The 15,344-nt window shown below is 63.2% G+C and carries 10 protein-coding genes; 2 read left to right on the top strand and 8 right to left on the bottom strand.

From position 1 onward, the window contains the following. Window positions 1–90: 90 nt before the first annotated feature. The 3 genes from CSC73_RS02085 to CSC73_RS02075 are packed head-to-tail and all read right to left on the bottom strand — an operon-like array spanning window position 91 to window position 3,460. Window positions 91–936 carry an aldose 1-epimerase gene (locus CSC73_RS02085; RefSeq protein ID WP_163838809.1) on the bottom strand — a complete coding sequence of 282 codons (846 nt, stop codon included), beginning with the start codon at window positions 934–936 and terminating at the stop codon, window positions 91–93. Then, window positions 926–1,942 carry a glycoside hydrolase family 43 protein gene (locus CSC73_RS02080; protein ID WP_163838808.1) on the bottom strand — a complete coding sequence of 339 codons (1,017 nt, stop codon included), beginning with the start codon at window positions 1,940–1,942 and terminating at the stop codon, window positions 926–928. Before CSC73_RS02080 ends, CSC73_RS02085 begins: the two co-directional genes overlap by 11 nt. Window positions 1,943–1,975: 33 nt before the next feature. After that, complete coding sequence (locus CSC73_RS02075; protein ID WP_163838807.1) at window positions 1,976–3,460, bottom strand: MFS transporter; 1,485 nt, start codon at window positions 3,458–3,460, stop codon at window positions 1,976–1,978. Window positions 3,461–3,774: 314 nt separating this feature from the next. Between CSC73_RS02075 and CSC73_RS02070 the strand changes: the two genes are divergently transcribed. Next, on the top strand, window positions 3,775–4,809 hold the full coding sequence (locus CSC73_RS02070) for an SMP-30/gluconolactonase/LRE family protein (RefSeq protein ID WP_163838806.1): 1,035 nt from the start codon (window positions 3,775–3,777) through the stop codon (window positions 4,807–4,809). Window positions 4,810–5,033: 224 nt separating this feature from the next. On the opposite strand, the gene CSC73_RS02065 is transcribed toward CSC73_RS02070, so the two are convergent. The 4 genes from CSC73_RS02065 to CSC73_RS02050 all read right to left on the bottom strand — a co-directional run bounded on the left by CSC73_RS02065 (window position 5,034) and on the right by CSC73_RS02050 (window position 13,717). Beyond that, a complete protein-coding gene (locus CSC73_RS02065) occupies window positions 5,034–7,670 on the bottom strand; it encodes a glycoside hydrolase family 3 protein (protein ID WP_163839063.1) in 2,637 nt (878 codons plus the stop codon). A gap of 59 nt (window positions 7,671–7,729) precedes the next feature. Next, entirely contained in the window at window positions 7,730–9,406 is a 1,677-nt protein-coding gene (locus CSC73_RS02060) for a glycoside hydrolase family 43 protein (protein WP_425502264.1), read from the bottom strand. A gap of 151 nt (window positions 9,407–9,557) precedes the next feature. After that, window positions 9,558–11,555, bottom strand: coding sequence for a sialate O-acetylesterase (locus CSC73_RS02055; RefSeq protein ID WP_163838804.1), 1,998 nt, complete (start codon window positions 11,553–11,555; stop codon window positions 9,558–9,560). Beyond that, a complete protein-coding gene (locus CSC73_RS02050) occupies window positions 11,552–13,717 on the bottom strand; it encodes an alpha-glucuronidase family glycosyl hydrolase (RefSeq protein ID WP_281352858.1) in 2,166 nt (721 codons plus the stop codon). The genes CSC73_RS02055 and CSC73_RS02050 overlap by 4 nt, the downstream gene beginning before the upstream one ends. A 192-nt stretch (window positions 13,718–13,909) precedes the next feature. On the opposite strand from CSC73_RS02050, the gene CSC73_RS02045 reads away from it, so the two are divergent. Beyond that, window positions 13,910–15,004, top strand: a complete 1,095-nt coding sequence (locus CSC73_RS02045) for a LacI family DNA-binding transcriptional regulator (RefSeq protein WP_246197283.1) — start codon at window positions 13,910–13,912, stop codon at window positions 15,002–15,004. 20 nt (window positions 15,005–15,024) lie between these two features. Here CSC73_RS02045 and CSC73_RS02040 read toward each other — a convergent pair. Continuing rightward, window positions 15,025–15,344, bottom strand: a 320-nt coding sequence (locus CSC73_RS02040; RefSeq protein WP_163838802.1) for an MFS transporter, incomplete at its 5' end; no start/stop codon positions are given.

The raw sequence follows: 15,344 nt of genomic DNA, 5'->3' as shown, positions 1-15,344 counted from the left end.
CTATATTATGTAAAATACACAGGGCGCTGACTGGATCTTGTACGCCCATAGCTGGGTCGGCGCGGCAAAGCCGCTCGGAAGGCCTCACCCCTATCGAGGCTCCAGCCATTCGATCAAGAATCTCTTCCGCAGCGTTTCCCCAGGCAGAATTATCGTCGGCTCCAGATTGAACGCATCGGGCGGGCCGCTTTGAGGCTCTATACAGGTGGCGTGGGCGGTTTGGTCGTAGACCACCCAATGTGTGCAGTCCGAACTCAACTGCAGGCGTTGGCCCGCGCGTTGCAGCACGACCGGCGCCTGGTTGATGAAGCAGTCGTCCCATGGACCCGGCAGCGGCTCCACCAATGGCAGTATCGCGATTCCCTGCTGGTCGCGGGGATACATGCCGCTGGGCGAGAACAGCAGTTGCTCCGGTTTGCGGAACCACGGATGCCAGCCGATGACGGCCGGCATCGGAGCCGCACCAGCGCGCACCGACAACTCCATCTTCAACCGGCCCTCGCCCACCTCGATCCGCTGATGCGCGGTTCCGCCGAACGGCCAGCGTTCGTCTTCGGGCAGTGCCAGCGAAAGCTCTACGGCATGGGTTTCATGCGCTTCCACCTGCCAGGCCATCGTGAAGCCAACGCCATGAATGGCGTGCGCGTCCAGGTTCAGCGGCAGCTGGTATTCCCGGCCCTGGAAGTCGAATCGACCCTGGCGAATGCGGCCTGCCCACGGCACCATCGGATAACTTCCCCAGGCGATCATCGCCTGATTGGCATCATCGTAGCCAACGAGATGATCGATGCCGTCGCAATGGATCTGCGCAATGCGCCCACCGGCCTGCGGCGCGATAGTCACGCGTAGCCCTGCGTTGCCGATCGCGATCAGCGGCCCCGGCTGCATGGGCGCCATTGCGTCCAGTGCTGGCAGATGGCGAGGATCAACCGCCATAGGGGTCGATGGTCCGGATCCTGCCCTGCCCGTCGTAATGGAGTTCTGTCACCTTGACCGAACGCAGGTGAGTCACGCCGCCGGAAAGCAAGGAGTCGTGATAGAACAAATACCAGCGACCCTGGAACTGACAGATCGAATGATGGGTCGTCCAGCCCACCACCGGTTGCAGGATTACGCCCTGATAGACGAAAGGCCCATAAGGGTTGTCGCTCAACGCATAACACAGCAGATGGGTATTGCCTGTCGAATACGAGAGGTAGTACTTGCCCAGATGCTTGTGCATCCACGGGCCTTCGAAATATCGGCGCGCATGGTCGTCGGCGCGTAATGGCTGCCCCGCTTCGTCCACTATCAGCACCTCGCGCGGCGCTTCGGCGAAGCGTTTCATGTCCGCCTCCAGCCGCGCTACGCGGGGACCCAGCGCCGGCTGACCGGCCATAGGCTCTTCGTGCGAGGCGTCGTACGCGTTGTCGCGGTACTTCTGCAGTTGCCCGCCCCAAAGTCCGCCGAAATACAGATAGCAGGTTCCATCGTCGTCGGTGAAGGCGGCAGGGTCTATCGAATAGCTGCCTTCGATCGCCTGCGGCTCGGCCACAAAAGGTCCCGCCGGGTTATCGCTTACCGCCACGCCGATCTGGAAAATGCCGTCCGCGCGCTTCGCAGGAAAATAGAGATAGTAGTTGCCGTCGCGGTACGCCACATCCGGCGCCCACATCTGCCGCTCGGCCCAGGGCACATCCCTGATATGCAGAGCGACGCCGCAATCGACCGCCTCGCCCTCGGGCGACTCCATGCGCAGTACGTGATAGTCCTGCATGCCGAAATGATCGCCATCGTCATTGAACGGGATGCCCGCGTCGATGTCGTGGGACGGATAGATATAGAGACGGCCATCGAACACGTGCGCCGACGGATCGGCCGTGTAGATGTGGCTCACCAGCGGCTGCGAAATGGCCTTGGCGGCTAGCGCTTGCAGATCGACGAAGGCCGATTCATCGGGCATGGCAGGACAGGTCCCATATGGATGCTGAAGTGTTCAGGAGACGGCCGCGCTCTGCAATCTGCGCGCACCCAGCTCGCTTTCGATACGCGACTCCATGCGCTTGTCGATCTTGTAGAGAAACAGCATGGCCACGGCCACCAGGAACGGAATGGAGCAGAACACGCTGATCGCCAGACGAATGCCATTGACCGTTTGCGGCGGCTGCACGCCGGCATCGGCGTCATAGCCATAGAACGCCAGAATGCCGGCCACCAGCGCGCCGCCGATGCTCAACCCTATCTTCAACCCGCAAAGCATGGCCGAAAAGATGATGGCGGTAGCGCGACGGTTGTTCCTCCATTCCGAATAATCGGCCACATCGGCGATCATGGCCCATAGCAAGGGAATGGTGATGCCGTAAGAGAAGCCATGCAGGATATAGCTGACGAATACCAGCCAGATGGACTCGGGCGAATAAAAGTAGAACGCCAGCAGGAACAATGTGGAAACCAGCAGCGCGGCGCCGAAAACGTCGCGCTTGCCGAAGCGGTCGGCCAGGCACCGCGAAAACCCGATGCCCACGATCATGAAGATGATGCCGCCGGCATTGAACAGACTGAAGGCGGAAGTCGGTGCGTCCTTGGGCCAGGCGAATGCGGCCAGTCCTGCACCGGTCAGCAGCGAGTTCAACCCTTCGATGAAGCCGTTGAAGCCGATGTCCTGCAGGAACGCCGCCAGCGCCGGCTCGCTCAGGTAATACTGGAAATAGTAGATATAGGTCCCGCCTTTCAAGGCCAGGTTGACGAACACCAGAATGGTGAGCGCCAGCATCACCAGCCAGGGTCCGTTGTGGGTCAGATCGCGCAGATCCTGCATCACGCCGGATTTCTGTTCGGGCACCGGCACGATGCGCTCGCGCGTGGTGAAGAAGGTGATGAGGAAACACGCAGTGCCGACGATGGCGAACACCGTCATGGTGTTCTTGAAGCCTTCCACCTTGTCGCCATTGCCAAGGATCAGCACCAGAGGCAGCAACAGCACCTGGATGATGAACTGCGCCACCATGACCGCTACGAAACGATACGACGAAAGACTGTTCCTCTGATCCATGTTGCCAGTCAGCACTCCACTGAGTGCGGAGTAAGGCAGGTTGTTGGCGGCATAGACCAGTATCAGCAAGGTGTAGGTGACCAGCGCATAGACGACCTTGCCGTGCTCGCCCAGATCGGGAGTACTGAAAGCCAGCAGGGACAGCACGCCGAACGGAATCGACGTCCACAGGATCCAGGGCCTGAACTTCCCCCACCGGGTCGTGGTGCGGTCGGCGATCAGGCCGATCAGCGGCGTGAACACGAAGGCGCCCAACAACCCCACTACGAAGATGACCTTGGCCGCCGTGGCCGCCGGCATCCGGTAGACATCGGTGTAGAAGAACGCCAGGTAGGTGATCAGGGTCTGGAAGATGAGGTTGGCAGCCAGATCGCCCAGGCTGTATCCAATCTTCTCCTTGACCGAAAGAGTTTCCGCGGGCTTGTCCATGGTCACCGGTTGCTCTGCTGCAGCTGCGTTGGTTAAGCCGACCGGCCTTTCGGCCGCATGTAGGAGACGATGATTCGGTTCGCTGCAGCAAACCACTTCCGATTGTTTTGGTTCGGGCCGCGTGATATCTGTAAGATGCCGGATGGTAGCGCTACCATTAACCGTCCGCACGCTGCAAAGCAGCATGGATTGCGGCACCGGCATATCGCATTGCAACAAGGCCATTAACCTGCACTGTCTTTCTCGCATGCGTCTGAAGGTGATGATTTCCTGCTTCACACTTGGACGTACATAACAACATCAGGGAAACCAGCATGCCTTCATTCCGCTTCGCTCTTGCAACAGTGCTCACTGTCGTGTTGGCGGCCTTCGCGGCGGCGGGCGCTTCCCGACAATCCTTCCCCACCCTCGGGCGCTTGACCGTATTCGACGAGTCGTTCCACGACGTGGTCGCGCCCGATGTCAGGATCGAGAAGATAGCCGAGGGTTTCACCTGGGCCGAAGGCCCGGCCTGGGTTCGCCAAGGCAACTACCTGCTTTTTACCGACGTGCCGGAAAACACACTATATCGCTGGAGCGAGCGCGACGGCATCTCCGTTTTCCTGAAGCCGTCCGGCCTTGCCGGACCGAACCCGGGCACGCTGCGTGAGGCAGGTGCCAACGGCTTGTATGCGGAACCGGCCGGAACGGTCGTACTGGCCGACTCCGGAACCCGTGTCGTGGCGAGGCTGGATCCGGAAACGAAACTGAAAACCACACTCGCAGCGACGTACCAAGGGAAGAAATTCAACAGTCCGAACGATGTCGTCAGGCGCAGCGACGGTGCGGTGTTCTTCACCGACCCTCCCTACGGGCTGAAAGGATTGGACGAGTCCCCGGTCAAGGAGCTGAAGTTCAATGGCGTGTATCGCGTCGATACCGACGGCAGCGTCCATCTGTTGGACGACGGGCTGAGTTTCCCGAACGGCATCGCGCTGTCGCCGGACGAGCGGACGCTATACGTCTCCAACTCGGATCCGAAGCGACCGATTTGGATGGCTTACTCACTGGACGCGCAAGGCGATGTCACGAGCAAACTCGTGTTCGCCGATGCTACCGACCTGCTGGGGGAAGGCGTTCCGGGATTGCCGGACGGCATGGCCGTTGCCGAAGACGGACGTCTGTTCGCTACCGGGCCGGGTGGTGTGCTGGTGTTCGACCCCGATGGCAAGCGTCTCGGCCGTATCGAGACCGGCACGGCGATCTCCAACTGCGCTTTCGGCGACGACGGACATACGCTCTACATGAGTTCGCATACCCTGGTGGCGCGGGTACGCTTGAAAGCCAATGGTCTGCAATTCCATCGATAGGAAGGCCTGCACAACCGGAACCTGTCTTTTTATCCTTCCCGCAAAAAGTATAAATAGACCCGTCATCCCAGCGAAAGCTGGGATCCATGTTGACTTTAAAGTTCCTTGCTGGAAGCAAGATCAAAATGGATCCCAGCTTTCGCTGGGATGACGAGCCATACGTATTTAGTCCCTCAAGCCCACTCCTGGCTGTCAGCACGCCGTCGAGTGGTAAACACCGACCCTCAGCGAGTCTTCACCGTGAACGGTCGAATCAGGCGGATATCGGCGCTCGATGCCCCGACCTGCACCTCGTAGTCGCCCGGGTCGACCGCGTAGGCCTTAGCCTGATCGTCGTAATATTTGAGATCGGCCTGCGGAGTGAAAGCGAACGTCAAGGTGCGTTCCTCGCCTGGCTGCAGCGTGACCCGTTGGAAGCCGCGCAGTTCCTTGCGCGCCCGCTCGCGTTGCGGATGCTTCGGGCGCAGATACAACTGGACCACCTCCTCGCCGGCACGTTCGCCGCTGTTGCGCACTTTCACCTTCACATTCACCGTTTGCGTAGCCGCAGCGCTTTCGTGGTCCAGCTTCAGGTCCGAATAGGCGAAGCGCGTGTAGGAAAGGCCATGGCCGAACGCATACAACGGCTCTCCGTCGAAGTAACGATAGGTACGTCCCTTCATGGCGTAATCGTCGAACGCGGGCAATTTCTCGTCCGCCTTGTAGAACGTCACTGGCAAACGCCCGGCAGGATTGGCATCGCCGAACAGAACGTCGGCCACCGCATTGCCGCCACGCTGACCGGGATACCAAGCCACCAGGATCGCCGGCAGGTTCTGCTTGGCCCAATCGACGGCGAGCGCCGAACCGGTGGTCAGCACCAGCACCACCGGCTTGCCGGTGGCGTGCAGCGCCTCAAGCAACTTTTGCTGCGTGGAGGGCAGGCGCATATCGGTGCGGTCTCCGCCGGCGAAACCCGGGTAATTGACCGTCATCTCCTCGCCTTCCACATCGCCGGTGAGTCCACCGACGAACACCACCGCATCGGCGCCGCGCGCCGCTTCCACCGCTTCCTCGAATGGAGGCTTGGCGCCCGGCATGTTCCAGGCCAGGCGGACTCCGGCGTCGCGCTCGCCGTCGTAGTACTCCATTTTCACGTCGTAGGCGCGGCCTGCCTCCAGTTCCACACTGACGCTGTCGGCACGCAGGCGGTCGCTGGACTGCCAGTGGTCGAGCAACAACCGTCCGTCCAGGTACAGGCGGTACCCATCGTTGGCCGCGGCCTCTATCCGGTAGCTGCCCGACACCGGCGGCAGCAACTGTCCGCTCCAGCGAATGCTGAAGTTGTCGGAAGGCACCCCCTGCCCCGGGCCTGCTTCTCCGCGCGCCATCAGATTGTCGGTAGGCGAACCGCGATCCCAGCGGAATCCGATCTGCGCATCCACGCGCACCAGTGCCGGTTTGCCCGACAGGTCGATGCTGCGGAAATACTCGCCGCGCAGTCCTCTTTCGCTGCTGCCCGTAGCCGGGCGCAGGTACTGCGCTTCGATCAGCGGCGTTGCGGCGGGATCTTCGCGCCCTTCGACCAGATCGACGCCGCGTGCATGAACCACCTCCACCTGCGGCGCGGCATCGCGGATGCCCTGCAGGATGGTCACAGGCGCCGCCGGCGTACCGTAGTAGTTCCCCAACAGGGCCATGGTGTCGTCGGCGGTGGGACCGATCACCGCGATGCGGCGCAACTTGCGCGACAACGGCAGCATGCCGTCGTTCTTCAGCAGCACCATCGAAGCCTGCGCGGCCTTGCGCGACAATGCGTCGTGCTCCGGCGACTGGTTGACTGAAGCGGGGATGCGCGCCCAGCGCACCATCTCGGGCGGATCGAACATGCCGAGCCGCATGCGCGCCGTGAACAACTGAGTCAGCGCGGCGTCGATCTCCGCTTCGGCGATGAAGCCTTTGCGCACGGCTTCGGGCAAAGTGGAATATTCCTCGCCGCACTCCAGCTCGGTGCCGTTCTTGACTGCCAGCGCAGCCGCTTGCTCGCGCGTGGCCACGATCTTGTGGTTCTTCCAGATGTCCACGATCGCCCAGCAATCCGACACCACATAACCCTTGAATCCCCAATCGCGGCGCAGCACATCGCGCAGCAGGAACTGGCTGGCGCTGGCCGATTCTCCGTAGACCCTGTTGTACGCGCCCATGACCGCATCCACCTGGCCTTCTTTCACCAGCGCCTCGAACGCCGGCAGGTAGGTCTCGTACAGGTCCCGCGTACTGGGGCGTGCATCGAAGTGATGCCGATCCGCCTCCGGCCCGCTATGCACGGCAAAATGTTTGGCGGTTGCGTCCAGCTTGCGGTACTTGGGATCGTCGCCCTGCAAGCCGCGCACGAAGCTCACGCCCATGCGCGCGGTCAGGAACGGATCTTCGCCATAGGTTTCCTGCCCGCGCCCCCAGCGCGGATCGCGGAAGATATTGATGTTCGGCGACCAGAAGGTCAGGCCCTGGTAGCGGCCGTGTTCGCCGCGCCGGATAGCCTCATGGTGCTTGGCGCGCGCTTCATCGCTGATCGTCCGCGACACCTGGTCCATCAACGGCACGTCGAAGGTCGCGGCCATGCCGATGGCCTGCGGGAACACCGTCGCGCCTCCTGCGCGCGCCACGCCGTGCAGCGCCTCGTTCCACCAGTCGTACGCGGGCACTCCCAGGCGCTCGATCGCCGGCGCCGCGTTCTGCATCTGGGCGGCCTTTTCCTCAAGGGTCATTCGCGACACCAGATCGGCCGCGCGTTCTTCGAAACTGCGCCCCGTGTCCTGATAGGCCGCTGGCGCGCTCTGCGCCTCCGCGGCACGGAGATCCTGGGTGTGCCACGCGACCATCGCCAGCCCGGCAAGCAGGCCGCCGCGTACCGACATCCGCAACCATGTATTTTTGCTGATCATTTGCCTGCTCCGTTCTGTTCGTTCGGCGCTATTCGCGCGTGCGGTCCCACTACGGCGCCGACGAAGCCGCCGGCCACGTCGGTACTGAGCAACGTGCCGTCCTCGTTCTGCTTCAGCCATTGCCAGCCCTTGCCTGCATCGAAGCCGAAGGAATAATCGGCGGCGTCGCCTGCGATCTTGAGTTTCAGCGAATCCGGAGCGGGCAGCGTTTTAACGGCGACAATGCGCCTGCCTTCGCTACCGCTCTTTTCCAGGAACAGTTCCATGCCCTGCCCCTTGCGGCGCACGCCAAGGAAGTACCAGTGCGTTTCGTTCTGGAATGCCGCAATGCCCGCCTCGGTACCGGCCTCGACCGGCACCTGCAATGCGGTGCTGGCTTCGAACGCCGTGTGTTGCTGGCGGCGCGCCAGAAACGCCGGGTTGCGCAGCGTGTCCAGCCCTTCCGCCAGGGGCCGCATGGCGAGTTGGCCAGCATGGCCGGCCAAGTCGGCCCAGGACTGCTTGGGCACACGCACATACATCCAGGCGCGATCCAGTGCCGGTTCGTCGAATTCGTCGCGCCAGGTGAAATTGCCGGTCAACGGTGCCTGCGTCCCCGTTTGCGACATGTAACCCGGACCCGGGGCCACGTAAGGAATCTCGCGGCCCGGTTCCAGAATCACCGGCCAGGCGTCTTTCCATTCCACCGGCAGCAGGAAGGTTTCGCGGCCGGTGTTGTAGTGCACTCCGCCATAGTTGCGACTGGCCAGGAAGGTGGCCCACCAGCGGCCATCCGGTCCTTCCACCAGATCGGCATGGCCGGCATTGGTGATGGGATGGGCACGGTCGGCCGGGAGATCGCGCTGGGTCAGGATGGGATTCTTTTCATAGGGTTCGTACGGCCCCCACACCTGGCGGCTGCGCAGGATGACCTGCGAATGCTGCGGGCCTGTACCGCCCTCGGCGCAGTTGAGGTAGTACCAGCCGTCGCGCTTGAATATGTGCGGCCCTTCGATCCAGATCGGATTTCTGGAAGGATCCACGCCGCCATCGATCAGCACCTTGCGCGGACCGAACGGCTGCATTCTGGCGAGGTCGAATTCCTGCATCCAGATCGCGCGGTGGCCGTCGTAGCGCGGTTGTCCCGCCGGCGCATCGTTGTTGAGCAGATACGCGCGCCCATCGTCGTCGAAGAACAACGAAGGATCGATTCCGCCGATGGTCGGCAGCCAGTGGAGATCGGACCACGGACCGGCCGGGTTGGTGGCCGTAGCGATGAAGTTGCCGCCGCTGTCCACGGCCGTATTGACTACGTAGAACGTGCCGTCGTGATACTCGATGGCCGGCGCGAACACGCCACGCGACATCCCCAATCCGTCGAAGTCCAGTTGCGATGTCCGGTCGATGACATTGCCGATCTGACGCCAGTGCACCAGGTCCGTGCTCTCGAACACGGGAATCCCGGGGAAATAGGTGAAGCTGGAATTCACCAGATAGTAGCGATCGCCCGCCCGCACGATGCTGGGATCGGGATGGAAGCCGGCCAGCACCGGATTGCGGTAGCTGCTTTCCGGCAGCGGCGTCTCGAAGACAGCGTCCTTTCCGCGGTACTCGAACCAGTCGAACAGAATCGGCTGCTGCGCGCAGACCGGCATCGCAAGCATCGCGCATACCAGCCCCATTGCGGCTTTCATCCATTTCATCGCTATTGCTCCCATTGTCCGGCCATGCTCACCGATCCCACAGCGCGACATCGACCGCGGCGACGGTCGTACGGAAAGCTGCGTGCGTTGGCTTCGGTGTCGGATTGCGGGTTCATCGGGGTGTCGTCCGTCAAATCGAGCATCAAGGGATATGGATTTCGAACGGCCCCGCGGGCAAGCCCGCGCCGTCGAACAAGGTGACTACGGGGTTGTCAGCCCAGCCATAGCGCACGCGTGTGGACACTCGTGCCGCCGGCGCGCGCAGGATCACATCGTGGCCACGAATCTCCGCATCGGCATAACGGCACGAAGCGGGCTCGGCGCCGCAGAGTTCGAAGCCGATCGGGGTATGGGATCCATAGGCGACCAATGGTCCGCTTACGTCGCCGAAATCCACCACCACCGAATCGCCGTCGCGCCGGGCCGACAGCGGTACCGGACCGGAAGGCGGCAGCTTTTCCCCATACACCAGATGGCGCGCCACACGCGCCAGCCTGCGTCCGAGCTCCTGCTTGTTTGGCGGATGGATGTCGTAACGGTCGCCGATGTCGATGGTGACGGCCAGTCCCGTATGCGGATCGCCGGCGGCCGCTTTCCGCTGCGCCTCCCGCAACTCGGCCCAACCGCTTTCGGCAGGTTTCGTATCAGGCATGCCATAGCCGGCCAGTTGCACGATCAGCAGGGGGATATCCGCACCGAAGCGCGCACGCCAGTCGTTCCGCAGGTCCTGCAGGCGCACGTGGTAGCGTCCCGCCTGCGTGATGTTTGATTCTCCCTGGTACCACAACAAGCCGCGCAAGCCGTAACGGCCGATGGGCGCGATCATTCCGTTGTACAGAGTCGATAGCCCGCCCGCCGTCTGCCATGGCGCACTTGGCGGCAGGTCTTCGCCCGGTGCCATCCGGTATTGCCATCCGCCATCCAGGGGGATTCGCGTTCCATCCTGCAACTGCAGCGCGTAAGCGGAGGCAGGACCGTTCATTCCTCCGTCGCGATAGGTATCCAGCGCATTGACGACAACCACGTTGTCGCCGGCATGCAACAGGTTTTCCGGAAGCGGGTATTCGCGGCTCGAACCCGGCCCGTAGGTACTGCCTACGGCGCGTCCGTTTACCCAGGTCATGTCGATCTCGTCGATTGAACCCAGCAACAACACTGCCCTCTGCTCAGCCTGTTCTGCGGTAAGACGGACCTTGGTGCGATACCAGACCATGCCGTTGTAGTCCGCCAGTTCTGGCACGCCCCAGCGCTCCCAGGCGCCCAGATCACGCGGTGCGCTGCGCCATTCGTTGCCGGTGGAGTACGCAGGACTCCAGGGTTCGTCGCCGTGCTTGGTGCCGACGCGGTTCGACCACCACCGGCCCCATAACTCGCCCCAGCGTCCGGTCGCTTCGGCTGGATCGACTGCGTATTTCTCCAGCACGTCCAGATCGTCGTCGTATCCGCCGCTTGTGCGCAGCCCCTGGCCGCTGGTCCAGGCTTCGATGCGCGAACCGCCCCAGGCCGCATTGACCAGTCCCATGGGCACGTCGACGGTTTTCTGCAGTTCGCGAGCGAAGTAGAAGCAGGCCGCTGAGAAATCGCGCAGCGTGTCGGGAGTGACCTTTCGCCATTGCGTGGGCGTCGGAAAAGTTTCCAGCGGAACCACACTGCCCGTCTGCGGAACCGTCAACAGGCGAATCGTTTCGCCGTGCGCGCCTTCGATCTCGGCTCGCGCATCCAACGAACGCCAGACCTGCAATTCCATGTTCGATTGGCCGGAACACAACCACACATCTCCGACCAGCACATCGCCGACCGTCTGCGAGGCGCCGCCCGCCGTCGCGGTCAAGGTGTAGGGGCCGCCCGCCTTCAACGCCGGCAGCCGCGCTTCCCAGTAACCCTGCCCGTCCGCGTTCGCATGCGTCTTCTTTCCAGCCAACGCGACGTGCACCCGTTGCGCAGGTTTCGCACGGCCCCAGACCCGGATCGGCTTGTCCCGCTGCAACACCGCGTGGTCCTGGAACATCGCATGAAACAACGGGGCCTTGGCCGGCTCTTCCGCCTTTGCAGCCCAGGCGGCGAAGCCGAAAGCCACTGCCGCCAGCAAACCGCCGGCGCGACGCGGAAGCAGGTGCGCCGATGATGCAACCGGCTTCATCGGCCATCTCCCGGGGCGTACGGAAAATCCAGCGACTTGTAGTAATCGAGCGAATGCGCCGGCGGCGCGATCCCGGGCGGCAGCGGCCGCTCCGAGAACGTCTGGAAATACGCGATGCTGGCGTCCCGCCACCATTGCGCTTCCCGCTCCTGGATGCCCAGAAACGCAGCCACCTGCGCGTAGCGCTCGGCATCCACGTATGGCTCCAGACCATCCCAGGTGTTCCGCATCGTGCGCACGTAGTCCACCCCGCGCTCGTACCGGTACGCCAGTTCGTCCCACAACGGACGGCCCGAGCGGGTCTTGTAGTCCCAGGGAACGTGGTGGAACCAGAGCAGCAAATCCTCGGGCACGCGATGCACATCGCCGAACTCGCGCGCCACCGGCGGGAAATACTGCGCGACCGCATTGCTGCCATGCGCCGAGCGATCGAAACCGATGCCGTCCTTGCCGGCGCGGTGGTAATACACCGATGTCCAGTCGGCGCGCGGACCGCCTTCCACCCAGGGAGCGGGACCATAGTGATGGCCGCGCGCCATGACGTGATGCAGGCCCAGCGGGGTCATGTAGTCCACCGCCGCCTGCCGCGAGCCCATCATCATCTCCACCACCGGCGCCACCAATCGCTCATCGTTGGAGAACGTCATCCGCACCCACTCTTCGGCGATCGCACGCGACGGCAGATCAGGATTCCAGGCCATGCGGCCATAGGCGTACCAGTTGGCCTGGTCGAAATGCGATCCGCTCCAGTTGCGGTCCGCGCCGATGTTGGCCACCCCGGCGATACCGGTCAGCGTATGGCCGTCCAGCGAGCCGTCGATAACTTTGGCTACGGTCGAGCCTTTGCCGCGTGCGTAGGTGTCCGACCGCAATGTTTCCTCGTACAGCGGACCCAGATAAACCAGATGGGTGGCGAACCCCAGGTATTCCTTGGTGATCTGGAACTCCATCATCAACGGAGTCTTCGGCATCGCGCCGAACAGCGGATGAAAAGGTTCGCGCGGCTGGAAGTCGACCGCGCCGTTCTTGACCTGCAGCAGCACGTTGCTGCGGAACTTTCCGTCCAGCGGCACGAACTCCGTGTAAGCCTGCTTGGCGCGGTCGTCCGGCTGTTCGTGCGAATAGACGAAGGCGCGCCACATCACCGTACCGCCATGCGGCGCCAGCGCATCGGCCAGCATGTTGGCGCCCCCGGCATGCGAGCGGCCGTAGTCCTGCGGACCCGGCTGTCTTTCCGAATTGGCCTTGACCAGGAAGCCGCCGAAATCGGGAATGATCCGGTAGATCTCATCGGCCTTCGAACGCCACCAGCGCCGCACTGCGGGATCCAGCGGGTCGGCCGTCCCGAGCCCGCCGATCTCGATAGGCGCGCTGAAGCGGGCGCTGAGGAAGACGCGGATGCCATAAGCGCGGAACACGCGCGCCAGCGCCGCGGTCTTGTCCAGATAGGCCGGCGTCAGGCTGCGCGCGTCGGCGTTGACGTTGTTGAGCACGGCGCCGTTGATGCCCAGCGACGCGTTGGCGCGCGCATAGTCGGCATAGCGCGGGTCCAGGTAATCGGGCAGCTTGTGCCAGTCCCAGATCGAAGCGCCCGCATAGCCGCGCTCCACATGTCCATCCAGGTTGTCCCAGTGGTTGAGCACGCGCAGCTTCAGGCGCGGCGATTCGCGCACGTCGAGCCGCTCGAGCGACTGTCCGGTCTGCACCAGGCGCAAAAAATGGAAAGCGCCGTACAACGCGCCGATATCCTCCTGCGCCGCAATCACCGTGGCGGCATGGCCATCGATTGCGAGTGTGCGTATCAGATACCCCTCGCCGCCCAGACCCGACAGGTCCAGGCCAAGACGCGCCACCAGCGGTGAAGAGGCGGCCGTACCCACGACAATGGCGCCATCGCGGGTCACCGTTTGCGACACGGACAACGGCGCTCCCAGCAGGCCGCTCAAGCCCCGCAGCAACTCCGCACGCGCCGCGACCTGGGTCGGCGTGCCCTGCCCAGCGATCAGTTGCGAGGCATGTGCGCGGTAGGCATCGGCCTGGCCGGCCGCGAGTCGTCCATGGCGCAACCACAGTTCATGGCCGTCTTCGGCCTGCGCAGCGGAGGCGCACAGCACGGTGGCCACCGCGCACAGGAACGCGGCAATCCGCGACCGGAAAGGCAAGGAAAGCGTCCGGCGGCGCAGCGCGGACCCCGGGTGCTCCGCACATCCCCCGGGCCGATCGCGGTTCTCGCCGTGCCTATCGGTTAGCGTTACCATGCGGGCAGCTCCGTGCCTGTCTTGATTCGCAATTGAAGGTTTTTTTCAGGGCCATCGAATGCTCGCACGCATGCAGAGACCTCCATAACCGCCAGCATGGCAAAGGTGCGAGCGTTGGAAAAACCCAAGAAATCGGTTCGACGCAAAGGACGCGCCGTCACCATCGATGAAGTGGCGGCACTGGCCGGCGTATCGCCGATGACCGTGTCGCGCGTGGTCAACGGCCAGGGCAAGGTGCGCGAATCCACCCGTGAAAAAGTCATGCGCGCGGTGCGCGAGCTGGGCTATACGCCGAACCTGGCGGCCAGTTCGCTGGCCGCGGCGCAGCACACCCGCATCGCGCTGATCTACACCAACCCAAGCTCGGCCTATCTGCGCGAACTCCTGGTGGGCGCATTGAGCGGTGCAGCGCGCACGGCCGCCCAGCTGGTCATCGACACCTGGGACAACCTCAACGCGGAAGAGCAGCGCAGTGCGGCGCGCACCCTGGCCAAGAGCGTGGCCGGTGTGATCCTGCCCCCGCCGCTGTGCGAATCCAAGGCGGTGATCAAGGAGTTCGTCGGCGCCGGCATCCCGGTGGTGGCGATCGCCTCGGGCCGTTTCAGCAACGAAATCTCCTGCGTCCGCATCGATGATTTCCGCGCCAGCAAGGAGATGACCGAGCACTTGATTTCCCAGGGCCATACGCGCATCGGTTACATCAAGGGCCATCCCAACCAGACCGCCAGCGCCCACCGTTACGAAGGCTTCCGGGACGCGCTCAAGGAAGCGGGCATCGCCCACGATCAAACGCTGGTGCAACAAGGCTATTACACGTACCGGTCGGGTCTTGAGGCGAGCGAAAAGCTGCTTGCCCACCGTCCGCCGCCCACCGCGATCTTCGCCAGCAACGACGACATGGCCGCTGCCGTGGTTTCGGTCGCCCATCGCAAAGGCATGGATGTGCCGCGCGACCTCTCGGTCGTGGGATTCGACGACACTTCCGCCGCAACCACGGTCTGGCCGGAGCTCACCACCGTCCACCAGCCGGTCTCCTCGATGGCTGATTCGGCCATCGACATCCTGCTGCGCAATATCCGGCGCAAGGACCGCGGCACGCGCGTGGTGGTCGATCATGTGGCCCCGCATCAACTGGTCACGCGCGATTCGGTCGCGCCCATCGCCAAGCGCAAACGTCCGGCGAAAAGCTGAGCGGGCGACCGGCATGGCCATCAACCCTGCATCTGTTCCAGCTCCCGACCTTTGGTTTCGTACACGTACTTGAGCACGAAGAATACCGAGACCACCGCGGCCACCGTGTAGATACCGTAGGCCCCGGCCAGACCGATGCCGGTCAGCAGGATCGGGAAAGTGACGGTGATGAGGAAGTTCGACGTCCACTGCGCCGCACCCGCCACCGCCAGCCCGGAACCGCGGATCTGGTTGGGGAACATCTCGCCCAGCATCACCCACATCACCGGACCCCAGGACATGTTGAAGAACACCACGTAGACGTTGGCCGCCACCAGCGCCAGCATGCCCATCGAGTCGG

The organism is Pseudoxanthomonas sacheonensis (assembly GCF_010093305.1).
Classification (GTDB): Bacteria; Pseudomonadota; Gammaproteobacteria; order Xanthomonadales; family Xanthomonadaceae; genus Pseudoxanthomonas_A; species Pseudoxanthomonas_A sacheonensis.
The sequence above is the reverse complement of the archived record's forward strand: the minus strand, read 5'-3'. Positions and strand labels throughout refer to the sequence as shown.